Source organism: Pseudoxanthomonas sp. PXM03 (assembly GCF_014852005.1).
Taxonomy (GTDB): domain Bacteria; phylum Pseudomonadota; class Gammaproteobacteria; order Xanthomonadales; family Xanthomonadaceae; genus Pseudoxanthomonas_A.
Map to the genome: position 1 here is coordinate 1059097 of NZ_JACVAU010000002.1, position 24247 is coordinate 1083343.

Here is a 24247-nt window from a genome sequence, read left to right on the forward strand (position 1 = left end):
CGATGACGCTGATCCGCACGCTGTTCGCCTTCCTGGCCGTATCCCTGCTCGCCGTGGTGGCACCCGCTGCATCGGCGGCGATCACCCAGGACGACCTGCTGCCGGTGGACGAGGCGTTCGTGCTGACGGCCACTGCACCGGCGCGGGACCGTATCGAGATCCGCTGGAAGATCACAGACGGCTACTACCTCTATCGCCACCGCACCAGCGTGGAGGCGGGCGCCGGCTTCGCGGCGCAGCCGCTGCAGCTGCCCAAGGGCAAGGCGTATCGCGACGAATTCTTCGGGGACGTCGAAACGTATCGTGGCGAACTGATCGCCACCCTGCCCGGCCAGCCTGCGCCCGACGCCGACAGCATTACCTTGAAGATCAAGTATCAGGGCTGCGCCGACGCCGGCATCTGCTACCCACCGCAGACGCGCACAGTGAAGGTCGCGCTGCCGGCGGCTGCGGGCGAGGCGTTCGTACCGCTCGGTGCGGGTGCGCTGACGGGTGGACTGCTGGGGCAGAGACCGCAGGCGGGAATGGACGCCCTGCCGCTGCCGGCCGAACAAGCGTTCGGCTTCGAAGCGATCGCCTTCAACGGCAACGAGCTGCTGCTGCGCTTCACGCCGGCACGCGGCTATTACGTCTACCGCGACCGTACCTCGATGGCGCTGGAAAGCGCCGCCGGCGTCTCCCTGCAGGCACCACGCTGGCCGGCCGGCAAGGCCCACCGCGATGAGCACTTCGGCGATGTCACGGTCTACTTCGAGCAGGCCGAAGTGCCGGTGCCGCTGCGCAGGGAGCACGCCAAGGCCGTGCAGGCCACGCTGCGCGTGACCTTCCAGGGCTGCCAGACCGACGGCATCTGCTACCCGCCGATGACGCGACGGGTGACGCTGTCGATCCCGGCCGGCGCGGCCACGCCGGCCAGCACGCCCGACGTGCCCGCACCCGCCGCCGTCGCACCGCTGCCGGCAACGGCGATACCGGACGATGCGACCGTCAGCGCCGCGGATACGCCCGCGACGGCCGCACCCATCGCAGCCGACGTGGAACGCACCCGTCCTCCCGAAGAGGTTTTGGCACGCAACCAGCGCGGCGCCACATCCCTGCTCGCGGCGCTGGCGCTGGCCCTGTTCGGCGGATTGATCCTCAACCTGATGCCCTGCGTGCTGCCCATCCTGTCGCTGAAAGCGCTGTCACTGGCCGACAGCGGACGCAGCGGCGGACAGGCGCGCCGCAGCGCGCTCTGGTACACCGCCGGCGTGCTGGTCAGTTTCGTGGCGGTCGGTGCGCTGGCGATTGCCTTGCGCGCGGCTGGCCAGGCGCTGGGCTGGGGATTCCAGTTGCAGCAGCCGTGGGTAGTCGGGCTGCTCGCCTATGTGATGTTCGCCGTCGGCCTGAGCCTGTCGGGCGTGTTCGCCATCGGCCATCGGCTGGCGGGCGCCGGGCACGGCTTGGCGTCGCGCAGCGGCGCGGCGGGCGATTTCTTCACCGGTGTGCTGGCGGTGGTGGTCGCCAGCCCGTGCACCGCACCGTTCATGGGCGTCGCGCTGGCGTACGCCTTCACCGCGCCGACACCGCTGGCACTGCTGGTGTTCGCGGTGCTGGGACTGGGGCTGGCGCTGCCGTTCCTGCTGATCGGCTTCGTGCCCGCGCTGGCCAATCGCCTGCCGAAGCCCGGCGCCTGGATGGAAACACTGAAGCAGGTGCTCGCGTTCCCGATGTACCTCACCTCCGTGTGGTTGCTGTGGGTATTGGGGAATCAGCGCGGCATCGACGCGGTCGGCCTGGCGCTCGCCGGCCTGGTGCTGCTGGCACTGGGGCTGTGGTGGTTCCAGCGTGTGCGCTTCGCCGCAGCGCCGTTGCAGCGAGTGTCGGCGCTGGTGCTCACTGTCGCCGCACTGGTGCCGCTGGCGATGGTGCACCGGTTGCCGGCGGAGGCTGCGGCGGCACCGACGGCCGACGGCCACGTGACCTATTCGGCGGAACGTCTGGCAGCGTTGCGTGCCGAACGCCGCATCGTGTTCGTCGACATGACCGCCGACTGGTGCGTCACCTGCAAGGCCAACGAAAAGGCCGTACTGAACACTGACGCATTCCGCGACCTGCTGGCAGAGCACGATGCCGTGATGATGACGGGCGACTGGACGAACGTGGACCCTGCGATCACCGCATTCCTCGAACAGCACAAGGCCGTCGGCGTACCGCTGTACGTGATGTATCCGCGCAACGGCGGCGAGGGCGAGGTGTTGCCCACCGTGCTGACCCACGACACGATGCGCCAGGCATTCGAACGGGCGGCACGATGAAGGTCACCACGCCGCGCATCCTGGCCGTCGCCCTCGTCGCCGGCGGCCTGGGCCTGGTGGCCAGCCTGTGGTTCAACGGCAACCCGCTGTGGCGGACCGGACCCGGCGAGCGCGCCCTGCACGCCGCGGTGAATGCGACCGCCCCCAAGCCTCCGGCAGGCGTCACCCCTGCCGGCATCGGCGATCCCATGCCGGCGATCGCGCTGCCGGGGCTGGATGGAAAGATCGTCGATCTCGCGGCCGCCTACCGGGGCAAGCGCCTGTTGATCAACGTCTGGGCCAGCTGGTGCGGGCCCTGCATCGAGGAGATGCCCGAATTGCAGCGCTTCGCCACGTCCCAGGGAACCGGGGGCGTCCAGGTGGTGGGTCTGGCGCTGGACACGCCCGAGGGCGTGCAGGACTTCCTGTCCCGCGTGCCGGTCGGCTATCCCATCGTGCTGGACACGCCCGGTCCGGCCGACGCCAGCGTCTGGCTCGGCAACGCCAAGGGCGTGCTGCCGTACACCGTGCTGGTGGGGGCAGACGGGAGGATCGAGCGGCAGAAGGTCGGGCCCTTCCAGCATGGCGAGATCAGTGGGTGGGTGGACTAGGTTCTGCGGAGGAAGTTCATCGAACCTGCTGCTATCGTGGCGTGACCACCGTTCGGCACGCGCGCCGTCGCGGTTTGCTGCCCCCTTGCAAGTCCTTGATCCGAGATAGGTCGCCCCAGAATCAAACAATCGCTTAAAACGAAGCAAACTTCGGCGAACTGGACAGCATCGCCGGCTTCAAGCAGACTGCCGCCCTTCCGCTGGAGGCGTCGATGGCGAAGCTGCTGGTCCTGCATGGCCCCAACCTCAACCTGCTCGGCACCCGTGAGCCGGAGGTCTATGGCCATGCGACGCTGGCCGACATCGATCTGGCACTGACGGCACAGGCGCAGGCCGCCAGGCATGAACTCGCGACGTTCCAGTCCAATGCAGAACACGCGCTGGTCGACCGCATCCAGGCGGCCCGCACCGACGGCACCGCCTTCATCCTGATCAACCCCGCCGCCTTCACCCACACCTCGGTCGCGATCCGCGATGCCCTGGCGGCCGTGGCCCTGCCCTACATCGAAGTCCACCTGTCCAATCCGCACACCCGCGAACCGTTCCGCCACACCAGCTACGTCAGCGACAAGGCGGTCGGCGTGGTCTGCGGCTTCGGGGCGGACAGCTACCGCTACGCGCTGGACGCCGCCCTGCTGCGGCTGCCCGCCTGACTTTCCTCTGTTCCCCGCGGGGAACGACGTTCAACCACGAGGCTCCCATGGATCTCCGCAAAATCAAGAAACTGATCGACCTGCTGGAAGAGTCGAACCTGGCCGAAATCGAGATCAAGGAAGGCGAAGAATCCGTGCGCCTGGCGCGCACGCCCAAGGGCGGCTACGCCGTGCCGGCACCGGCCCCCGCCGCCTACGCCGAACCGCGCCCCGCCACCCCGATGCCGATGAGCTCGCCCACCGAAGCCTCCACCGGCGGCACGGCCAAGGCCGGCAACGCCCTGCCGGACGGCCACGTGGTGCGTGCGCCGATGGTCGGCACCTTCTATGCGTCGCCGTCGCCGGACAAGCCCGCGTTCGTCGCCGTCGGCCAGTCGGTGAAGGCCGGCGAGACGCTGGCGATCATCGAAGCCATGAAGATGTTCAACCCCATCGAAGCCGACGTCTCCGGCACCGTGCTGTCGATCCTGGCCGAAAGCGGCCAGCCGATCGAATTCGATCAGCCGCTGTTCGTGATCGGCTGAGGTCCGCGCCATGCTGGACAAAGTCGTCATCGCCAACCGGGGTGAGATCGCGCTGCGCATCCTGCGCGCCTGCCACACCCTGGGCATCCGCACGGTCGCCGTGCATTCCACCGTCGACCGCAACCTCAAGCACGTGGCCATGGCGGACGAGTCCGTCTGCATCGGCCCGGCCGCCTCGAAGGACAGCTACCTCAACATCCCGGCGATCATCGCCGCGGCCGAGGTGACCGACGCGCAGGCCATCCACCCGGGCTACGGCTTCCTGTCGGAGAACGCCGACTTCGCCGAGCGCGTGGAGCAGTCCGGCTTCATCTTCATCGGGCCCAAGGCCGACACCATCCGCATGATGGGCGACAAGGTGGAGGCGATCCGCGCGATGAAGGCGGCCGGCGTGCCGTGCGTGCCCGGCAGCGGTGGGCCGCTGGGCGAGGACATCGTGGCCAACACCAAGATCGCGCGCGAGATCGGCTATCCGGTGATCATCAAGGCCGCGGGCGGCGGCGGCGGCCGCGGCATGCGCGTGGTGCATGTGGAGGGCGCGCTGAAGGCCGCCATCGAGACCACCAAGTCGGAAGCCAAGGCGGCGTTCGGCAACGGCGAGGTCTACATGGAGAAGTTCCTGGAGAATCCGCGCCACGTGGAAATCCAGGTGCTCGCCGACGGCCAGGGCAACGCCATCCACCTGGGCGAGCGCGACTGCTCGATGCAGCGCCGCCACCAGAAGGTCGTGGAGGAAGCGCCCGCTCCCGGCATCACCGACGAACAGCGCGCGGAGATCGGCAAGGTCTGCGTGGAAGCCTGCCTGCGCATCGGTTACCGGGGCGCCGGCACGTTCGAGTTCCTGTACGAGGACGGCCGCTTCTACTTTATCGAGATGAACACCCGCATCCAGGTGGAGCATCCGGTGACCGAACGCATCACCGGCATCGACCTGGTCTGCGAACAGCTGCGCATCGCGGCCGGCCAGAAGCTGACCATCAAGCAGTCCGACATCGTGTTGCGCGGGCATGCCATCGAGTGCCGCATCAATGCGGAAGACCCGGACACCTTCATGCCGCACCCGGGCCTGATCCAGCACTTCCATCCGCCGGGTGGCCCCGGCGTGCGCGTGGATACGCACATCTACGAAGGCTACCGCGTGCCGCCGAACTACGATTCGATGATCGCCAAGCTCATCGTGCACGGTCCGGACCGCGACACCGCCATCGCCCGCATGCGCGTGGCATTGAGCGAGATGGTCATCGACGGCATCAAGACCAACATCCCGCTGCAGCAGCGCATCATGCGCGACCAGGGATTCCAGGCCGGCGGCCAGAACATCCACTACCTGGAAAAGCGCCTGGCCGAACGCAAGAACAAGACGATCTCGCTGGTCTGACCAGAGGATGGATCAACCCCGCGCATCCGCGCGGGGCCTTGCATGGCGGAAGCCGGCGCGCCGCCGGCTGCAGGCCAGCATCGCGGAATGGCGCGCACGCGCACGAAAGAGAAGGGCCGGGATGTCGCCATCCCGGCCCTTCTGTCGTCTGCAGCCATCCGCGGGGACGCTCAACGATCGGCAGGCATCCGCTGCGTGCCGGGCACCGTCCGCACGCCGAGTGGCGAGGATGGATCGGTGATCCGCACCAGTTCCGAAGAGCCGTCCGCCCATATCACGCGGATCGTGCTGCCGGGCGCCAGCGTGGAGAACGGCGTGCCGCTGCGCGCCCGGTAGAGCGCGGCGACCTGGCTGGCACCGAGCCGGCGCGCGTCGTCCGGCGCATGGATCGTCATGTGGCCCACGCGCGTGAGATCCCGGTACTCGGGATCACGTGTCTCGATGACGATCGTGGCGGCAGCGGCAGCATATGCCACCACCACCAGGCCCCATACCAGGAGATTGGCTCCCGGTCGCGTGTGCTTGTACTTCATCCGTCAGCTCCCGGGTGGGACAGCAAGGTGCCCACCATCTCGTCAACATTGCCGGCACCCTGGCGCGGCACGCCCGCATCGCGCGCGAAGGTGGTGAAATCCTGTGATTCATCCTGCGAACATATGCCGCCGTTCACGCAGTAGTTCGTCATCATCGCGCCGTCCGGACTGCAATCCATGCCCAGCTCGCATGACGCGATGCGCCAGGCAATCTCGCTGAGTTCACTGCCCGATACCTCGCCCAGCGTGTCGCGCCGACCACTCGCACTGGTGCCCATGACCGGGGCGATGGCAAAGAAGGCGAACGGATCATCCGAATCGAGCACGCGCTGGACCAGTTCGCGCCGATAGTCATCGTCGTCGCGCAATGGCTGATCCATCGCCAGCAGTGCCGCCTCGGCCGCCAGGCTGCCCGCGCGCGCGGCCTGCTGGCGCTGGGTGAGGATGGTCGGCAACGACAGTCCGTCCTGCGGCACGAACCTGGCGCATCGCTGCTGCACGCGCTGGCGCGCGGAGAGCATCGCGCCGCCGTTGGACAATCCCAGCGTTGCAATGACGCGCGAGTCCTGCGCGTAACCGGCCGGGTCCGCGGCAAATCCTGCGCAGTAGTCCTGCACCAGACTCAGCAGCCACATGGCATCGGCATCGCCGGCCGCCGACAGGGCGAGCAGTTCGCGCGAGTAGGCGAACAGGTCGGTGCTGTCCTCGAAGGCGCGCCGCAGCGGCGACAGCATAGGCGTCGAATGCGCAGCGACAGAGCGCAGGACAGCGGGCGTGGTGGACGGCGGGAGCGCTGTCGTCCCGGCCGGGGCGGGAGCCGCATCGTCCGTCGGCATCGCGAACGGCGCCAGCCCCGCCTGGCGCAGCGGCATCCACGCCAGCGCCCCCAGCAGGCCCACCAGCATCATCGGCAGTAGCAGCTTCCGGGGCACCCCCGCATTATCCCGGTGCATCCCAAGCGGTTCAACGCGAAAACGCCGCGTTCAGCACGCCCGCCGCACCTTCCGTCGCCCGCCTTCCCGGGCCTTCGCCTGAACGCATGAGACAATGCACGCCTTCTCCGCTTCCCGTCCCCTCGTGCCATGCCCTATCTGGAGCTCTCCCTGCGCTGCACCGAAACCGAGCAGCCGCGCTACGAGACTGCCCTGGAGGACGTCGGCGCGCTCTCGGTCACGCTGTTGGATGCAGACGCCGACACCGGGCACGAACGGGCCATCCTGGAGCCCGGTGTCGGCGAGACTCCCTTGTGGAAATCGCTGGTGCTGACCGCACTGTTCGATGCGGACACCGATGGGCTCGCGCTGCTCGCCGCACTGGAGTCGTTCGATCCGGGGCTCGACTGGACCCAGACGGGGTTCCGCAAGGTCGAGGACGAGGACTGGGAACGCGCGTGGCTGGACCAGTTCAAGCCCATGCGCTTCGGCGCCCGTACCTTCATCGTGCCCTGGAACCACGAGGTGCCCGCGGAAGCCGGAGACGATGCCGCCATCGTGCGGCTCGATCCGGGCCTGGCGTTCGGATCCGGCACGCACCCCACCACGGCACTGTGCCTGCGTTGGCTCGACCGGCTCGCCGATGACGGTGCGCTGGAGGGCCAGCGCGTACTCGACTTCGGTTGTGGTTCCGGCATCCTTGCGCTCGCCGCCTTGAAACTCGGCGCCGCGCAGGCCGTGGGCGTGGACAACGATCCGCAGGCATTGCTGGCCAGCGCCGACAACGCGCAACGCAACCAGGTGGATGCGAACTTCAACGTCTACCTGCCCGAGGACGAACCGGTGATGACCTATCCGGTGGTGGTGGCCAATATCCTGGCCTCGGCGCTGGACGCACTGGCCGACATCCTCGCCGCGCGCGTCGCGCCCGGTGGCCGCATCGCACTGTCGGGCATCCTCAAGGGACAGGAAGACGAACTGCTGGCCCGCTACGCGACGTGGTTCGATGCCCTGGTGGCCACGCAGGACGGCGACTGGATGCGTATCGACGGCATCCGTCGCTGACACCGCTCTCCGCCGCGTCCGCGATCACAACACGCGCGCGGGCGTGCATGGTTGAATAGGACCATGTTCACGGCCTGTCCGCATTGCCAGTTCCTTGTCGCCCGCGACCGGCATACCGATGCCGTGCCCGCAGACTGTCCCCGCTGCGGCAGACCATTGGCCGTGGTGGACGAAGCGGCGGTGGCCGTATCGCCCAGCCTCGCGACCTTCCTGAATCCTGCAGCAGCCGGCGCGGAAGCATCGCCAGGTGCGCGACCGGACGACACGCCCGCAGCACCATTCCTGGCAGAGGAAGAGGCGGCTTCGCGAGACACCATGCCTGATGCGGCGGACGTGGCGAGACCCGTCGATGACACGCCCGACATCACCGCGCACGCGGCAGACGCTGCACCACCGGAAGATGCGACGCCTGTCGATGTCATTCCGGTCCATGCAATGCCCGAGGACGCAGTGCCCTCCACCATCGAGCCGGCACCCGTCATCACCGCCACACCCACACGCAAGGCAACGGGCCCCCGGTTCCTGCAACGCACGCGCACCATGCCGGTGCATGTGGCCCGCGCACGCTGGCAATGGGTTGCCGTGGGTGCACTTGCAGCACTGCTGTGTGTACAGATCGTACTGGCCGACCGCGCCCGCCTGGCGACCCAGGCAGGGTGGCGCCCCCTGGTGATGGTGCTGTGCGGTGCGTTCCGCTGCGACGTACCGATGTGGCACGAGCCCAGCGCCTTCACCATGCTGAGTCGCGATGTGCGGCCGGTCACCGGTCAGGCGGGAACACTGCAGGCACAAGCGACGTTCCGCAACGAAGCACGCTGGGAACAGGGTTGGCCGGTGATCCTGCTGACGCTGAAGGATGCCGATGGCCGCACCCTGGGCGCGCGCGCGCTGGCGCCACGCGACTACCTGCCACAGGACGCGGTGTCCTCATCGATCGGCCCCGGACAGAGCGCCCAGATGGCCGTGCTCGTGCGCGAGCCGAGTGCGAACGTCGTCGCGTTCTCCTTCGACTTCCGTTAAGCGCGTCGGATTCATCAAAAAGCGGATGCGCGCGCCGCGATCAGGCGCTAGACTCGTCCCCCCGCCGAATACCCACAAGCACATGGCGGGCATCCGCGTCCGTTGCACCAGGGGATCCGATTGAACGCTGCCTCCACACGTCAGGACACGCCACGCGCCACGTCGCGCCCGCCGCTGCGCGAGCATGTCGCCGTGTCCGTCCGCCGCTACCTGCGTGACCTGGATGGCTGCGAGGCGGACGACGTGTACGAAATCGTGCTGCGCGAGATGGAGATCCCGCTGTTCGTGGAAGTGCTCAACCATTGCGAAGGCAACCAGAGCCGCGCCGCCGCCATGCTGGGCATCCATCGCGCCACGCTGCGCAAGAAGCTCAAGGACTACGGGCTGGCCTGACCGGGCGCCTGGCAACGGGTCGGGCGCGATGGTGCGGCGCGTTATAATTCGCGCCCCGCTCCGTACCGCCTTCCCCATGACCCTCGATTTCCAGCCCGTGCGTCGGGCGCTGCTGTCCGTATCCGACAAGACCGGCCTGCTCGACCTGGCCCGCGCGCTCGCCGCCCGCGATGTCGAACTGCTGTCCACCGGTGGCACTGCCAGGACATTGCGTGACGCCGGCCTGTCCGTGCGCGACGTGGCCGAGGTCACCGGATTCCCGGAAATGATGGATGGCCGCGTCAAGACGCTGCATCCGATGGTCCATGGCGGCCTGCTCGGCCGCGCCGGCACCGACGACGCCGTGATGGCCGAGCACGGCATCGGCGCCATCGACCTGCTGGTGCTCAATCTCTATCCGTTCGAACAGGTCACCTCGAAAGCGGACTGCACGCTGGCCGACGCGGTGGAGAACATCGATATCGGCGGCCCCGCGATGCTGCGCTCGGCGGCGAAGAACTTCGCGCGCGTGGCGGTGGCCACGGACCCGTCGCAGTACGACGGCATCGTGCGCGAACTCGAAGCGAATGACGGCGCTCTTTCCGCGCAGACGCGCTTCGCGCTGTCGGTGGCTGCGTTCAACCGCGTGGCCCAGTACGACGCCGCCATCAGCAACTACCTGTCCGCCGTCACCGACACCTCGGGCGACGTGCCGGTGCGGGCTGCGTTCTCGGCGCAGGCCAACGGCAGCTTCGTCAAAGTGATGGACCTGCGCTACGGCGAGAACCCGCACCAGCAGGCTGCGTTCTACCGCGACCTGTATCCGGCACCCGGTTCGCTGGCGACCTTCACGCAGCTGCAGGGCAAGGAACTGAGCTACAACAACATCGCCGACAGCGATGCGGCGTGGGAATGCGTGCGCCAGTTCGACGCGCCCGCCTGCGTGATCGTCAAGCACGCCAATCCCTGCGGCGTGGCGGTCGGCGTGGCCTGCGGCGATGCCTATGAGCTGGCCTACGCCACCGACCCGACCAGCGCGTTCGGCGGCATCATCGCGTTCAACCGCACGCTGGATGCCGCGACGGCGAAGGTGATCCTCGACCGCCAGTTCGTCGAGGTGCTGATCGCGCCGGACTACGAGCCCGCCGCGCTCGACTACGCGGCGAAGAAGGCCAACGTGCGCGTACTGCGCATTCCGCTGGCGCCGGCATCGACCGGCTTCATCGATACCAAGCGCGTCGGCTCCGGCCTGCTGCTGCAGACCGCCGACGACCGCGTGGTAACGCGCGACGAGCTCAAGGTGGTCACGAAGCTTGCGCCGACCGACGCACAATTCACCGACCTGCTGTTCGCGTGGAAGGTGGCGAAGTTCGTGAAATCCAACGCCATCGTCTACGCGAAGGACCACCGCACCATCGGCGTCGGTGCCGGCCAGATGAGCCGCGTGTACTCCGCGCGCATCGCCGGCATCAAGGCGGCCGACGCGAACCTCGTGGTCGAAGGTTCGGTGATGGCCAGCGATGCGTTCTTCCCGTTCCGTGACGGCATCGACGCCGCCGCGGCCGCCGGCATCAAGGCGGTGATCCAGCCGGGCGGCTCCATGCGCGATGGCGACGTCATTGCCGCCGCCGACGAGCATGGCATCGCCATGGTGTTCACCGGCGTGCGCCACTTCCGGCACTGACCGCCGTGCCCGATGATGCCGCCAACGGCGGTCGTCATCTGCGCGGCAGCTTTCTCCGCTCGTTGTCCAGCACGGGAGCACCACCACGGCCATGAAGATCCTTCGCGCGCTTTCCGCCATGCTCGTCCCGGCGTTCGTGGTCCTCGTATTCACCGGCTGTACGGACACGCAGGCCCGCCTGCACGAGGCGCATGCGAAGGTCGCGGCAACGTTGCCCGCTCCCCACTTCGAGGATCTGGTGACCGAGTCGGTCGCCATCGAGGGTGACCGGCTGGTGCTGCTGATACGCAGCCCGGAGGGAAATGCCGCCAGGACACGCAAAGCCCCGGGCTTCGAGACACTGAAGGAAAGCGAGCAGTACGCGCTGCGCGAGCTGTGCGCGCAGCCCGCGATCACGCCACTGATCGACACCGATGCCATCCTGGTGCGGCGCTTCGTCGACCGTCACGGCGCCGTTTTCTTCGACGTCGAACTTCCGGCACGCGCGTGCCTGACTCCGCCGGCCGACGCGCCGGTCCAGCCATGAGGAATACCCCTTGAAAGTCCTGGTCATCGGTTCCGGCGGTCGCGAGCACGCCCTCGCGTGGAAGCTGGCGCAGTCGCCGCGGGTGGACGAGGTGATCGTGGCGCCCGGCAACGCCGGCACCGCGACGGAGGCGAAGTGCCGCAACGTCACGGTCAAGGTCACCGACATCGACGGTCTGCTGGCCTTGGCACAGGACGCAGGCGTGGGCCTGACCGTGGTCGGTCCCGAAGTGCCGCTCGTGGCCGGCGTGGTGGACCGCTTCCGTCTGGCGGGATTGCGTGTTTTCGGTCCCACCGCCGCTGCGGCGCAGCTGGAGGGCAGCAAGGCATTTGCCAAGGATTTCCTGGCGCGCCACGGCATCCCGACCGCGTTCTACGCCGTGCATACCGATGTGGACGCCGCGCTCGCCTATCTCCGCGAGAAAGGCGCGCCGATAGTGGTCAAGGCCGACGGCCTGGCCGCCGGCAAGGGCGTGATCGTGGCGATGACGCTGGCCGAAGCCGAAGCCGCGGTGCGCGACATGCTGTCGGGCAATGCGCTCGGTGATGCCGGTGCACGCGTGGTGATCGAGGAATTCCTGGAAGGCGAGGAAGCCAGCTTCATCTCGATGGTCGATGGCACCACCGCGCTGCCGATGGCGACCAGCCAGGACCACAAGCGGGTCGGCGACGGCGACACGGGCCCCAACACCGGCGGCATGGGAGCGTATTCGCCCGCCCCGGTGGTCACGCCCGAAGTGCATGCGCGCGTGATGCGCGAGGTGGTCAATCCCACGGTGCAGGGCATGATCGCCGACGGCGTGCCGTTCACCGGTTTCCTGTATGCCGGGCTGATGATCGACGACAGCGGCGCCCCGAAGGTGATCGAGTTCAACGTGCGCTTCGGCGACCCCGAGACGCAACCGGTGATGCTGCGCCTGCAATCCGATCTGGTGGATCTGGTCGAAGCGGCCATCGACGGACGCCTCGATGTCACTGAAGCGCGCTGGGATCCGCGCCCGTCGCTAGGCGTCGTGATGGCTGCGGCGCCTTATCCCGAAACACCGGTCACCGGCGACGTGATCGCCGGGCTGGACGACGTGCCCGCGACCGCCAAGGTGTTCCATGCCGGCACCGCGCTTGACGCGGAAGGCCACGTGGTCAGCGCCGGAGGCCGCGTCCTGTGCGTGGCGGCGCTGGGCGATTCGGTATCGGATGCGCAACGCAATGCGTACGCCGGCGTGGACCGGATCCGCTGGACCAACGAGTTCCACCGCGCCGACATCGGCTGGCGCGCGATCGCGCGCGAACGCGCGGACACCTGATCGGCTAACGCGCCTGCACGAAGTTCGCCGCGTGCTCGCGCGGCGCGCTGCGCAGGTACTGCGGCGCGACCGCGATCTTCGCGTCCAGCGCCACGGCCGCATGCCATGGCCAGCGCGGGTCGTAGAGGATGCCGCGTGCGAGCCCGATGGCATCGGCCCGATCCTGCTGCAGGATGTCTTCGGCATGTCGCGGCTCCGTGATCAGGCCTACCGCGATCACCGGCATCGCGACATACTGCTTGATCGCGGCGGCGAACGGCACTTGGTAGCCCGGCTCCAGAGCGATCTTCTGCGCGGGATGCAGGCCGCCGCTGGAGACATGGATGAAATCGCAACCCCGTGCGTCGAGCGCCTGCGCCAGGGCGATGCTCTGGGCAGGATCCCAGCCACCCTCGACCCAATCGGTGGCGGAAATGCGGATGCCGACCGCCATTGACGCGGGTACGGCTGCCTTGATCGCATCGAACACCTGCAGCACCAGCCGCATGCGGTTTTCCAGCGAGCCGCCATACGCATCTTCGCGATGGTTGCTGAGCGGCGACAGGAACTGGTGCAAGAGATAGCCGTGCGCCGCATGGATCTCGATCAGGTCCAGACCCAGCCTTACCGCACGCCGCGCGCTGTCGGCGAACGCGGCGACGACGGCATCGATGCCCGCCTGGTCCAGCGCCACTGGCGCAGGATGTCCTTCGGCATAGGGCGTGGCCGATGCCGATACGGTCTGCCATCCGTGTTCGGCACCGGGCGCGATGGCGGCACCGTGGTGCTCCCACGGGCGGTGCGTCGATGCCTTGCGTCCGGCATGGGCGAGCTGCACACCGATCGCCATGGTGGAGTATCGGCGTGTGGCGGCGAGCGCCGTGGCGAACGCCGCTTCGGTAACGTCATCCCACAAGCCGAGATCGGCCCAGCTGATGCGTCCTCGCGGCTCGACTGCCGTCGCTTCGACGATCGCGAGCCCGGCACCGGACTGGGCGAGGTTCGGCCAATGGAAGGCATGCCACTCGGTGGCGCGCCCCGCTTCGGCGGAGTACTGGCACATCGGCGCGATCACGATGCGGTTGGGCAGGCGCAATGGTCCCAGATCCAGGGGTGAGAACAGACGGCTCATGAGGGAAGGTGTCGACGACGTGGGGGCGCCACTATCCCCCTGCCCCTGTGGCCCATCAATGCCACGGGCGGAACACTGTCGGGCGCACCGGCTCGCGAAGCCATCGTGATTTGCTAGGCTGCGCGCAACCCACGGAGGGCGCATGTCCAGCCACAGCCAGTTCTCGCTGCTGAAACAACGACGGTTCCTGCCGTACTTCACCGTCCAGGCGCTGGGCGCCTTCAACGACAATGTCTACCGTCAGGCGATCATCGCGCTGCTGTTCTTCCTGGGCGCCAGCGATGGCGAACTTTCGCTGTACGCCACGCTGGCGCCGGCGATCTTCATCCTCCCCTACTTCCTGTTCTCCGCCATCGCGGGCCAGTTCGCCGAGAAGCTGGAAAAGCACAGGCTGATCGTCATCACCACGACGATGGAAATCGCCATCATGTCGCTGGCGGCGGTCGGTTTCCTGCTGCAGAACATGCCGGTCCTGCTGGTCGCGCTGTTCTGCACCGGCGTGCAGTCGACCCTGTTCGGGCCGGTGAAATATTCGGTGCTGCCTTCGATCCTGAAGCCGGAGGAGCTGACCGGCGGCAACGGTCTGGTCGAGATGGGCACCTCGATCTCGATCCTGTGCGGCATGATCGCCGGCGGCATGATCTTCCAGGTGGCCGGGGTTTACGGCCCGCAGGCGGCCGCCATCGCCATCGTGTTGCTGGCGGTGCTGGGCAACGTCGTGTCGCGCCTGATCCCGCGCATGGACGCGGGTGCGCCCGACCTGGTCATCCGCTGGAATCCGATCCCGGAATCGCTCGCCGTGCTGCGCATGGCCAAGCAGCAACTCGCCGTGCGCAACGCCATCCTCGGCGTGTCGTGGTTCTGGTTCTTCGGCACGCTGCTGACCTCGCAGCTGCCTGCCTACGCGAAGCTGCACCTCGGCGCGGCCGACGGTTCGTCGACGCTGTACGTGTTCGCACTGGCGCTGTTCTCGGTCGGCACGGGCGTGGGTTCGCTGCTGTGCGAGAAGCTGTCCGGGCGCACCGTCGAGATCGGCCTGGTGCCGGTGGGCGCGTTCGGCATGACGGCGTTCCTGCTCGATCTCTACTTCGCCAGGCCGGGTGCCGCGCCCGCCACCGGGCTGGGGGTGGCCGAGTTCGTCCGCCAGGCCGGCAGCGTGCGGATCATGATCGACCTGGTAGGCATCGGCATGTTCGCAGGCATCTTCGTGGTGCCGCTGTTCGCACTGATCCAGAGCCGCACGGCCAATTCGCGGATGGCGCGCGTGTTCGCCGCACTCAACATCCAGAACTCGGGCTTCATCGTACTGGCCGCGCTGGTCGGCCTAGGCCTGCATGCGCTGGGCTGGAGCGGTCCGCAGATCTTCCTCGCGCTGGCCATCGCGAACGCGCTGGTGGCGATCTGGATCTTCACCATCGTGCCCGAGTTCCTGATGCGCTTCCTCAGCTGGCTGCTGGTGCGCGGCCTGTACCGGCTGCGCCTGCACGGCATCGAGAAGCACGTGCCGGACGAGGGCCCGGCATTGATCGTGTGCAACCACGTCAGCTACATGGACGCGCTGATCCTCGCCGCGACGATCCCGCGCCCGGTGCGCTTCGTCATGTACTACCGGATCTTCAACATTCCGGTGATGAGCTGGATCTTCCGCACGGCCAAGGCCATCCCGATCGCCGGCGCGAGGGAGAACCCGGAACTGATGCGGCGCGCATTCGAGGAAATCGACGCGGCCCTGGCGGCGGGCGAGATCGTCGGCATCTTCCCCGAAGGCGCGTTGACGAAGGATGGTGAGATCGCTGCGTTCAAGTCCGGCGTGGAGAAGATCCTCGAGCGCCGCCCGGTGCCGGTCGTGCCCATGGCGCTGAAGGGAATGTGGACCAGCATGTGGAGCCACCGCGATACCCGGATGGGGCGCATGCGCGTGCCCCGCCGTTTCCGCGCGCACGTGGACGTGGTGGCCAGCGAACCGCTGGACGGCACCGCCGTGACCGCCGAGGTCCTGGAAGCCCGGGTACGTGCGCTGCGCGGTGATGCGGCGTGACGGTTTCGCGTCGCCGCCATCCCCGCTAGGCTAGCGGCGGGGATTTTCGTCATCCATGCCCGCCCTCGCGGCGGCGGCCCCTTCCTGTCCCTCGCCCGCAAGAGAACCGTCATGAGCGCCATTCCGCCATCCACGCAAGGCCCTTACGTACCCAATCACCTGGTGTGGGCCATCCTCAGCACGCTGTTCTGCTGCCTGCCGTTGGGCATCGTCTCCATCGTGTTCGCGGCGCAGGTGGACGGCAAGCGCGCCGCCGGCGATCTGGCAGGTGCGCAGGACGCATCACGCAAGGCGTTGAACTGGGCCATCGCCTCCGCGCTGATCGGTCCGATCCTGGTCGCGCTGTGGTTCTTTTTGTTCGGCGGTCTGGCACTATTGGGCGGCCTGAGCGGCATGTGAGCCGACTCGCCCGACCCTTCATCCCTGTACAAGGAAAGCCTGCATGAGCGCCGTACCTCCCATGCCCCCGACCGCTACGCCGGGCAACGTTCCCAACCATCTCGCATGGGCCATCGTGTCCACGGTGCTGGCCACCTGCCTGTGCTGTCCGCTGGGCCTGATCGGCATCGTCGCCATCGTGTTCTCGACCCAGGTCAACAGCAAGCTCAACCAGGGCGACCTGGAGGGCGCGCAACGTGCGTCCGCCAACGCCAAGACCTGGTGCTGGGTCGCCACAGCGTTCGCCATCATCGGTCTGCTGATCAACATCGCCATGTTCGCCACCGGCGGCATGGAGCAGTACATGATGATGCTGGAGCAGATGCAGCAAGCGCAGTGATCGCACTGCGTCCCCTGCACTATCTGGCACTGACGGCGGCGGCCCTTGCGGCCGCCGCCGGCGTCTGGCTCCTGCTGAACTTCGATCCGAATGCGGCCGACAGCCCTTTCCCTGGCTGCATGTTCCGCGCACTAACCGGTTACTTCTGCATCGGCTGCGGCCTGACCCGCGCGCTGCATGCGCTGGTCCACGGCGACATCCTGCGCGCATTCGCCATGAATCCACTTGCCATCCTGATGTTGCCGGCGATCCCGATGATGGTCGCCCACGGCCAGGGTTGGCGTCCCCGTGCGCTCGAGCCCTTGATGCGCGTCCTGCTCGCACCGATGTTCTGGCTCGTACTGTTGCCGGTGTACTGGGTGGCAAGGAACTTGCCCTGGTTCCCCTTCACCTTGCTGGCGCCAGGCTGATATCGGTTCACCTCGCCAGCGGATGCCGGGGCACGCGCCGCGGCATGCGAAACACGGACCGTCAACTGACCCAGCCACCGATCACGAACACCGCGAGCAGTGCCAGCCACAGCAACAGGATGCGCCAGACCAGGCTCATCGCGTCGCGCAGCTCGGGCAGTTCGCGCATGGCCTGGACCATGCCTTCCTCGGCGTATTCCTCCGCTTCCTCGGCCAGCTCGCAGCGCACGCTGGCGCGTGCGGCGTAGCCAAGGAATCCGGTGTCCAGCCGGAAGCGCGTGCCGCCGGCTTCGCGCCAGGCGGTGAACACCGTATCGAAGTTGCCGACCAGCGCCATCGCCAGCGTCATCAACTGGGCGACAGGCCAGTCCAGTGCGGTCTTCACCGCACGCGCGCCAAGGCGATTCTCGTCGGGCAAGATCGAGGCCCATTCGTCCTGCGTCGCCAGTACCGACAGGCGATAGAGCACCGCGCCGACCGGACCCAGCAGCAAGAACCAGAACAGCACGCCGAACCAGCGTTGCAGCGCGTTGACGAACACCGCTTCCACCAGCGCCGGCCCATCCAGCGCCGCTGCTTCACCGGTCAGTCCGAGCCGGGCGATCGCGGTGCGACGGGCAGGCGCATCATGCGCGTCGATGACGGCCTCGACATCCACGTCCAAGTCGCGCGGCCCCCAGGCGTAGACCAGCACCGCGATATCGAACAGCAGGCCGGGCAACCCGTACAGGGGGCCATCGAGCATCCATTGCAGCAGCGCGACCACCAGCAACACCGGCACCATGGCCAACGCGATGCCGTAGCGCGCCTGCCAGACGCCCGCGCCGCCGGAGCGCTCGCCCAGCCAGCGCAACCATGCGCCATACCATGCGTACTGGCGGAACGATGCGACCAGCGCGGGTGCGACATGCCCCAGCACCAGCGCAAGCACGACGGCGACGAGCGTGATCGACATGCAATTCCTCCGAGCCGGGATTCTAGCGCGGCTGTCTGTTAATGCCCGGTCTTGTCGGGGATCTTCGAGTCGCGCGTCGCGCGCATGCCGGCATGCCAGTGTTCTATCAGCGAGCGCGCGATGGAGATGGACGGCGACAGCAGCAGCCCATCGCCCGTGTTGTCGTCTCCACGCGCGAGTGCGGCATCGATCTCGTCGAACGTGAACCAGCGCGCGTCCTCGAGTTCCCCGTCCACCTGGGGCGGATCCGGCTCGGCATCGGCGCAGAATCCCAGCATCAACGCGCCCGGGAACGGCCACGGTTGCGCGCCGAGGTAGCGGCAATCGCGCACCCGCACCTGCGTTTCTTCGAGCACTTCGCGTGCAACGGTCTGCTCCAGCGTCTCGCCGGGTTCCACGAAGCCCGCGATGACCGAGTAGCGGCGTGGTGGCCACGATGCCTGCCGCCCCAGCAGCAGGCGCTCGCCATCGCTGGCCGCCACGATGACGGCAGGGTCCACGCGCGGATAATGATCCTTGCCGCACTGCGTGCAATGGGCGATGTAACCCGCGCGGCGGAACGTGATGGCGCCGCCGCAGGCGCTGCAGAAGCGCGTGGACGATTGCCAGTGCAGGAGCGCTCGCGCCATGGCAAACACGCCGGAGGTGAAGGCAGGCCATGCTGCGGCCGCGCGCCGCAGGTCCAGCCACGATGGCGCCTGCACCGCATGGTGCCGGGCATGCGCCGCGAACCATGCCACGCCATCCTTCAGCCCCAGGAACAGGCTCGCACCCGGCCCACCGCCGAGCGACGCGCCTTCCGGTGCCAGCAGCGCACCATCGGCTTCCACCATCGCGCGCCCGTCATCGTCCAGCAGCATCACGCGGGCGGCCGGCCACAAGACGGTCAACGCGTCGGTGTCGTCGCGCAGCGCATCGGCGCGATCCAGCGTATCGCCCGCGAAGGCGAAACCGGTGAGCGGCACGGTGGAGGAGACGGGACCTGTCACGGAACGCGGCAGGCCGGCATTCACATGCTGAAACTGCTGCCGCAGCCGCAGGTGGTCTTGGCGTTGGGGTTGCGGATGACGAACTGCGCACCCTGCAGGCTTTCGCTGTAGTCCACTTCCGCGCCCATCAGGTACTGCAGGCTCAGCGGGTCGACCAGCAGCGCCACGCCATCGGTATCCACGGCCACGTCGTCGTCGGCACGGTTCTCGTCGAACTCGAACCCGTACTGGAAGCCGGAACAGCCGCCGCCCTGGATGTAGACGCGCAAGGCCAGGGCTTCGTTGCCTTCCTCCTGCACCAGCTCGCGCACCTTGGCCGCCGCGGCAGGCGTGAAGTTCAGCGGCCGGTCGATGGACTGGTAGTCCGGAGCGGCGGCTGCGGTCGGCAGGGAAACGACAGTGGTCATGGCGAAAGGATGGGGGCTGGCGGGAGGCAGTTCAAGCTCAACGTGTGCCGGTGCTGCCTTCGCCCGCGCCTTCCTTGGCCGCCGCCTGCGCCCACGGGAACGATTGCTCGACGGCTGCGCCGCTCTGCGGCACCACGCGGGCGATCACGCGGACGGGCTTGAAGCCCGGCGGCAGCAGCAGGTCGCCTTCGACCTGCTGGAAGTACTTGAACGAGTACGGCACGCCGGGCGCATTGGGCTGCTGCCGAAGATCGGCCCACCCCAGGCGGCGCAGCTTGCCCGCCTCGGTGCCCTCCACCGATACCAGCAGGCGGCCGGCGTTGACGGCGCCGCGATTGAGGTTCTGCGTGAGCGTGGCGGTGAAGTGCCACGCCTGCTTGTCCTGCGGCTGCAGGGTGAGCTCGTGCACCGACAGGCCACGGCGCTGTGCGGTGGCACCGACGAAACGCTCGTAGAAGGCCACGTCGGCGCGCAGGCCGGCGATTTCCTCGTCGCGTTCGGACAGCGTGGCCTGCAGGTCGCGGTTGGCGTCGCGGGTGATCTGGTCCGAGCGCGCCAGCGTGGCGCTGCGCTGCTCCAGGATCTCGATGCGCTGCTGCTGCTCGCGCGACTGGGCGGCCGTGGGGGCCTCGCCCACATGGCGCCCGAACACCTGCCAGAGGCCCCAGCCGCCAAACGAAAGCGCCACCGCCAACACGGCGATCAACACGGGCCAGCCCACCAGCCTGGGGGGCGGGACACTTGGCGGTACGGGCTGGGGACTCATGGCCGCAGGATAGCGCGGCCGATCCCAGCGGGCTCTGAATGCCCCCGATCAGGCGTCGGCGGTGGCCCACGCTTCCGGCAAGGCAGCACCGTCATGCGACGGCGATCCCGCAGGCACGGCATCCGCATGCACCAGGCGCCCGGTCAACTGCGCGCCCGCACTCATCTCGACGACCTTGTAATGCAGGTTGCCCTGCACGCGCGCCTTGGCGGCCAGCTCGATCCGGTCGAAGGCATGCACGTCGCCGGTCATGCGGCCGTTGATGACCACCACCGGCACCTGCACTTCGCCTTCGATGCTGCCCTGCTCGGCCAGCGTCAAGACGGCGCGCTCGCCGGCTTCGGCGATGACCTTGCCCTGGATATGGCCTTCCACGTACAGGCCGCCACTGAACACCACGTCGCCGCGGATGGTGACCTGTGGCCCGATGAGCGTGTCGATGGCGCCCACGTCGGGACGGATGGGCTTGGTCTTGAACATCTCACTTGCCTCCTGCGGCTGTGGCGGTCTTCCAGTCGAAGGCCTGCTCCACCGCCGCGTCTCCGCCATTCAGCGTCACTTTGACGCGCTGTGGCGTGAACCCGGGCGGCAGCATCACGTTGCCATCCAACTGCTGGAAATAACGGAATGAATAGGTCTGGCCCGGCGCGCTGCGCTGCTGGTGCAGTTCGTCCCACTGCACTGCGGCCAGCTTGCCTTCGCGCACACCCTCCACGGTGAAGCGCATCTGGCCCTGGCTGATCGCGCCGCGGTTGAGCGTCTGCGTCAGCATGATCTGGTAACGCCAGGTGCCGCCGGCCTCCGGTGCGAACTCGGCCACGTGCACGCTCAGGCCCTTGCGCTGGCTGGTCGAACCGACCAGGCGCTCATAGAACGCCACATCGGCACGCAGCGCAGCGATCTCTTCGTCGCGCTCAGCCAGCGCATCCTGCACCTCGGCATTGGCCGCGCGGCTGATCTGATCGGAGCGGGAGAGCGTGGACTCGCGCTGGCGCAGGTTGCGCAGTTCGCCGCGCACCACGGCCAGCTCACGTTCTGCCTGCACGCGCGCGGCATCGGCCTGCGCCAATCGCGGCGCGGCGGTGTAGCTGGCGGCGAACCACATGGCCGCCAGGCTGCCTGCCCACGCCAGACCGAACAGCAAGGAGGCTCCACGACGACGCACAGCCACGTCACGCGGCACGATCCTGAAGCGGGATGGAGCAGGTGCGGACATGACGGACATACGGCAAGCGGCGCTCAGCCGGCAGCCAGACGGGACCCCTATACTCGCCGCAGTGGCGCGAGCCCATGAGTCTAACGGGAGTGGCCGGCATGTCCGAAGCGCATCTTTTCGTAATTGGGATCCTGTTGGCATGGATGGCCGGGATCCGCGTCTATCTCACCGTTTTCGGGTTGGGCCTCGCCGGGGCGCTGGGCTGGCTGGATCTGCCGCCCGCCTTGCAGGTGACCGAGTCCTGGTGGGTGTTGGGGACTTCCGGGGCGCTCGCGTTGACCGAATTCTTCGCCGACAAGATCCCGGGCGTGGACTCTGGCTGGGACCTGCTGCAGACCCTGGCCCGCGTGCCGGCAGGTGCGTTCCTCGCAGCCGCCACCCTGTCGCCGGATGGCCAGCTCAGTGGCGGCGCGCTGGCGGCGGGCGCCGGCGTGGCGCTCACCAGCCACCTGCTGAAGAGCGGGTCGCGCGCACTGATGAACACCTCGCCCGAGCCGGTCAGCAACTGGACCGCCTCGGTGGCGGAAGACGCCGTGGTCGTGGGCGGCCTTGCGATGGCCTTTGCGCACCCCTGGATTGCGTTGTTCCTTGTGATCGGAGTGTCGCTGCTCATCGCGCTGGCGGTCTGGTGGGTCTGGCGCAGCGTGTCGCGCGGACTGAAACGCTTGTTGCAGACAGCGCCTTCAGCTCCCGTGTCGCCCCCGACCTCCGGCCCGTGACAGGCGTCGGCGCATCGGGGATCATGGGTCTGCCTCACCCGTGAACTTCATCGCATAATGGGGCTCAGCTTGGGGAAGCCTGATGTCCGCCATCGATTCCACATCCCGCCCGCAGGATGAGCCTTCACGCTCGCGCCTGCGCGCAGAAACCCCGCCGGCGCACCATTGGCGCCGCTGGGTGGACGATGCCGCCCCCGAAGACGCGGCCGAACCCGGCGCCGGAGAGCCCGTCGAGATGACCAGTCAGCCCCCCACGCCTACCGAGCCCCCCGCGAGGTCCGCGCCCCCGCCGGCACCAGCTGCCGCGACGCCGGCTGGACCCCGTGAACCCGTCGATCCGGAATCCCCCTATCGCGTGCTGATCGTCGAAGACGATCGCGGCCAGGCCCTGTTCGCCCAGAGCGTGCTGCATGGCGCCGGCATGCAGGCCGACGTGCAGATGCAGTCCGATGGCCTGCTCGATGCCATGCGCCGCTTCCGTCCCGACCTGGTGCTGATGGACCTGCACATGCCCGGCAGGGACGGCATGTCGCTGACCATGCTGCTGCGGCAGCAGCCGGAATACCTGCACCTGCCGATCGTGTTCCTGACCGGCGATCCGGACCCGGAACGCCAGTTCGAAGTCCTGGAAAGCGGCGCGGACGACTTCCTCAACAAGCCGATCCGGCCCCGCCACCTGATCGCGGCGGTGTCCAACCGCATCCAGCGCGCGCGCCAGCGCAGCCAGGCCCAGCAGGCACCACGGCCTTCGCTCAACACCGATACCGGCCTGCCCACCCGTACCTTCGTGCTGCAGCAGCTCGGCGAGTCGCTGCAGCGGCAGGGGCGCGGCGGGCTGTTCTTCGTCGAGGTCAACAGCGCGCTGAGCCTGCGTGAACGCTATGGCTATGCGGTGTTCGAGCACCTGATGAGCCAGGCCGGGCGCCAGTTGGCTGCCGCTGCGTCGCCGCACCCGGTGGCCCGATTGAACGACAACAGCTTCCTGATGCTGGCCGACAGCGTCGACGAGGCGACCCTGGCCGCCCTGGCGCTGCAGTTGCGCGACGGACTGGCCGGGCATGACTTTGAAACCCGCCCCAGCGAAGTGCTCAAGCTTCGCGGCTCGATCGGCTACACCGCGCTGTCCCTCGGCTTCGCCGACGCCGGCAGCGCGCTGGAGGCCATCGAGCGTGCCGTGCTGCAGGCCCGCCTGAAGTCCGACAGCCTGGCCGAGTACATACCGGCCCAGGTCGACGACGACGCCCCGCGCATCTCGCTGGAGGATGGCCAGTTCGAGCTGGCCTACCAGCCGATCGTGGCGGTGGCTGGCAACGACCAGGCGCAATACCAGGTGCTGCTGCGCATGCGCCAGCCCGATGGCTCGCTGCTGCCCGCGTCACAGGTGATCCCGGCGGCCGAACTCGCCGGTGGCATCGCGCAGATCGATCACTGGGTGCTGGAGCACGCGCTGTTCGTGCTGGCCGAGCGACAGGCCATGGGACCATCGCTGCGCCTGTTCGTCTCGCAGTCGCCGCGCTCGCTGGCGCGCGAATCGCATGCCCCATGGCTGCTGGATGCACTGCGCGCGCGGGGCATCGAGGGCACGTCGCTGGTCATCGATCTGCGCCTGTCCGACGCCCTGATCCACACCGTCACCCTGCGGCAGTTCTGCCAGCAGCTGATGCCGGCCGGCGTGCAGTTCTGCCTCAGCCAGTTCGAGCCCGGCGTGGAAGCCGACGCCCTGCTGACGCAGCTGCCACTGGGTTTCGTGCGTGTTTCCAGCAAGTACGCCAGCGCCCACGCCGATCCGGTCCTGCGCGACCAGTTGCGCGGGATCATCGACAACGCCCACCGCCAGGGCCTGCAGGTGATCGGACAGCAGATCGAAGATCCCCAGGCCGCAGCGGCCATGTGGATGGGCGGTGTCGACTTCATCCAGGGCAACCTGGTGCAGGCTGTCGGCAGCGAGCTCGGCTTCGACTTCCACAACGCGGTGCTGTAA

General features: G+C 68.1%; 26 protein-coding genes. 17 read left to right on the forward strand and 9 right to left on the reverse strand.

Annotated elements, in window-relative coordinates; all coding sequences use genetic code 11:
- Positions 1-2: 2 nt before the first annotated feature.
- The 5 genes from IB223_RS13810 (at position 3) to accC (ending at position 5442) form a co-directional block, all read left to right on the forward strand.
- Positions 3-2297, forward strand: coding sequence for a protein-disulfide reductase DsbD (locus IB223_RS13810; protein WP_192202273.1), 2295 nt, complete (start codon positions 3-5; stop codon positions 2295-2297).
- Positions 2294-2887, forward strand: a complete 594-nt coding sequence (locus IB223_RS13815; RefSeq protein WP_192202274.1) for a TlpA disulfide reductase family protein — start codon at positions 2294-2296, stop codon at positions 2885-2887. Before IB223_RS13810 ends, IB223_RS13815 begins: the two co-directional genes overlap by 4 nt.
- A 212-nt stretch (positions 2888-3099) precedes the next feature.
- On the forward strand, positions 3100-3540 hold the full coding sequence (gene aroQ, locus IB223_RS13820; RefSeq protein WP_192202275.1) for a type II 3-dehydroquinate dehydratase: 441 nt from the start codon (positions 3100-3102) through the stop codon (positions 3538-3540).
- A 47-nt stretch (positions 3541-3587) separates the two neighbouring features.
- The gene (gene accB / locus IB223_RS13825) at positions 3588-4064 is read left to right on the forward strand and encodes an acetyl-CoA carboxylase biotin carboxyl carrier protein (protein ID WP_192202276.1); all 477 of its coding nucleotides are present in this window, start codon (positions 3588-3590) and stop codon (positions 4062-4064) included.
- A 10-nt stretch (positions 4065-4074) separates the two neighbouring features.
- Positions 4075-5442 carry an acetyl-CoA carboxylase biotin carboxylase subunit gene (accC, locus tag IB223_RS13830; RefSeq protein ID WP_192202277.1) on the forward strand — a complete coding sequence of 456 codons (1368 nt, stop codon included), beginning with the start codon at positions 4075-4077 and terminating at the stop codon, positions 5440-5442.
- Positions 5443-5612: 170 nt separating this feature from the next.
- On the opposite strand, the gene IB223_RS13835 is transcribed toward accC, so the two are convergent.
- Entirely contained in the window at positions 5613-5975 is a 363-nt protein-coding gene (locus IB223_RS13835; RefSeq protein ID WP_192202278.1) for a hypothetical protein, read from the reverse strand.
- Positions 5972-6907: a hypothetical protein gene (locus IB223_RS13840; RefSeq protein WP_343227199.1), complete on the reverse strand. Its 936-nt coding sequence runs from the start codon at positions 6905-6907 to the stop codon at positions 5972-5974. Before IB223_RS13840 ends, IB223_RS13835 begins: the two co-directional genes overlap by 4 nt.
- A gap of 150 nt (positions 6908-7057) precedes the next feature.
- Between IB223_RS13840 and prmA the strand changes: the two genes are divergently transcribed.
- The 6 genes from prmA (at position 7058) to purD (ending at position 12877) form a co-directional block, all read left to right on the forward strand.
- Positions 7058-7972: a 50S ribosomal protein L11 methyltransferase gene (prmA, locus tag IB223_RS13845; protein ID WP_192202279.1), complete on the forward strand. Its 915-nt coding sequence runs from the start codon at positions 7058-7060 to the stop codon at positions 7970-7972.
- A 63-nt stretch (positions 7973-8035) separates the two neighbouring features.
- Positions 8036-8992 carry a DUF3426 domain-containing protein gene (locus IB223_RS13850; protein ID WP_192202280.1) on the forward strand — a complete coding sequence of 319 codons (957 nt, stop codon included), beginning with the start codon at positions 8036-8038 and terminating at the stop codon, positions 8990-8992.
- Positions 8993-9112: 120 nt separating this feature from the next.
- The gene (fis, locus tag IB223_RS13855; RefSeq protein ID WP_142126177.1) at positions 9113-9385 is read left to right on the forward strand and encodes a DNA-binding transcriptional regulator Fis; all 273 of its coding nucleotides are present in this window, start codon (positions 9113-9115) and stop codon (positions 9383-9385) included.
- Positions 9386-9461: 76 nt separating this feature from the next.
- Entirely contained in the window at positions 9462-11048 is a 1587-nt protein-coding gene (gene purH / locus IB223_RS13860; protein ID WP_192202281.1) for a bifunctional phosphoribosylaminoimidazolecarboxamide formyltransferase/IMP cyclohydrolase, read from the forward strand.
- A 91-nt stretch (positions 11049-11139) separates the two neighbouring features.
- Positions 11140-11574, forward strand: a complete 435-nt coding sequence (locus tag IB223_RS13865) for a hypothetical protein (protein ID WP_192202282.1) — start codon at positions 11140-11142, stop codon at positions 11572-11574.
- Between the two features lie 10 nt (positions 11575-11584).
- Positions 11585-12877, forward strand: a complete 1293-nt coding sequence (gene purD, locus IB223_RS13870; RefSeq protein WP_192202283.1) for a phosphoribosylamine--glycine ligase — start codon at positions 11585-11587, stop codon at positions 12875-12877.
- Positions 12878-12881: 4 nt separating this feature from the next.
- On the opposite strand, the gene IB223_RS13875 is transcribed toward purD, so the two are convergent.
- A complete protein-coding gene (locus tag IB223_RS13875; RefSeq protein WP_192202284.1) occupies positions 12882-13988 on the reverse strand; it encodes an NADH:flavin oxidoreductase/NADH oxidase in 1107 nt (368 codons plus the stop codon).
- Positions 13989-14130: 142 nt separating this feature from the next.
- On the opposite strand from IB223_RS13875, the gene IB223_RS13880 reads away from it, so the two are divergent.
- From IB223_RS13880 to IB223_RS13895, 4 genes are all read left to right on the forward strand, one after another.
- Positions 14131-16026, forward strand: coding sequence for an MFS transporter (locus tag IB223_RS13880; RefSeq protein WP_192202285.1), 1896 nt, complete (start codon positions 14131-14133; stop codon positions 16024-16026).
- A 111-nt stretch (positions 16027-16137) separates the two neighbouring features.
- On the forward strand, positions 16138-16425 hold the full coding sequence (locus IB223_RS13885; RefSeq protein WP_192202286.1) for a CD225/dispanin family protein: 288 nt from the start codon (positions 16138-16140) through the stop codon (positions 16423-16425).
- 43 nt (positions 16426-16468) lie between these two features.
- Positions 16469-16804, forward strand: coding sequence for a CD225/dispanin family protein (locus tag IB223_RS13890; protein ID WP_192202287.1), 336 nt, complete (start codon positions 16469-16471; stop codon positions 16802-16804).
- Positions 16804-17214 (forward strand): DUF2752 domain-containing protein, encoded by a 411-nt coding sequence (locus tag IB223_RS13895; RefSeq protein ID WP_192202442.1) that lies wholly within the window; start codon positions 16804-16806, stop codon positions 17212-17214. The genes IB223_RS13890 and IB223_RS13895 overlap by 1 nt, the downstream gene beginning before the upstream one ends.
- A 61-nt stretch (positions 17215-17275) precedes the next feature.
- Here the strand turns inward: IB223_RS13895 and IB223_RS13900 are convergent, their stop codons facing one another.
- From IB223_RS13900 to IB223_RS13925, 6 genes are read right to left on the reverse strand one after another with little or no spacing between them, the layout of a single operon-like run.
- Positions 17276-18169, reverse strand: a complete 894-nt coding sequence (locus tag IB223_RS13900; RefSeq protein WP_192202288.1) for a hypothetical protein — start codon at positions 18167-18169, stop codon at positions 17276-17278.
- Between the two features lie 38 nt (positions 18170-18207).
- Entirely contained in the window at positions 18208-19158 is a 951-nt protein-coding gene (nudC, locus tag IB223_RS13905) for an NAD(+) diphosphatase (protein WP_192202289.1), read from the reverse strand.
- Positions 19159-19178: 20 nt separating this feature from the next.
- A complete protein-coding gene (erpA, locus tag IB223_RS13910) occupies positions 19179-19565 on the reverse strand; it encodes an iron-sulfur cluster insertion protein ErpA (protein ID WP_192202290.1) in 387 nt (128 codons plus the stop codon).
- A gap of 37 nt (positions 19566-19602) precedes the next feature.
- Positions 19603-20331 carry a DUF6776 family protein gene (locus IB223_RS13915; RefSeq protein ID WP_225591038.1) on the reverse strand — a complete coding sequence of 243 codons (729 nt, stop codon included), beginning with the start codon at positions 20329-20331 and terminating at the stop codon, positions 19603-19605.
- Positions 20332-20379: 48 nt separating this feature from the next.
- Positions 20380-20811 carry a polymer-forming cytoskeletal protein gene (locus IB223_RS13920; RefSeq protein ID WP_192202291.1) on the reverse strand — a complete coding sequence of 144 codons (432 nt, stop codon included), beginning with the start codon at positions 20809-20811 and terminating at the stop codon, positions 20380-20382.
- 1 nt (position 20812) lies between these two features.
- Positions 20813-21547 (reverse strand): DUF6776 family protein, encoded by a 735-nt coding sequence (locus IB223_RS13925; protein ID WP_192202292.1) that lies wholly within the window; start codon positions 21545-21547, stop codon positions 20813-20815.
- Between the two features lie 98 nt (positions 21548-21645).
- Here IB223_RS13925 and IB223_RS13930 point away from each other — a divergent pair, with 98 nt between their 5' ends.
- Entirely contained in the window at positions 21646-22266 is a 621-nt protein-coding gene (locus IB223_RS13930) for a DUF4126 domain-containing protein (protein WP_142126192.1), read from the forward strand.
- A gap of 82 nt (positions 22267-22348) precedes the next feature.
- Positions 22349-24247 carry an EAL domain-containing protein gene (locus IB223_RS13935; protein WP_192202293.1) on the forward strand — a complete coding sequence of 633 codons (1899 nt, stop codon included), beginning with the start codon at positions 22349-22351 and terminating at the stop codon, positions 24245-24247.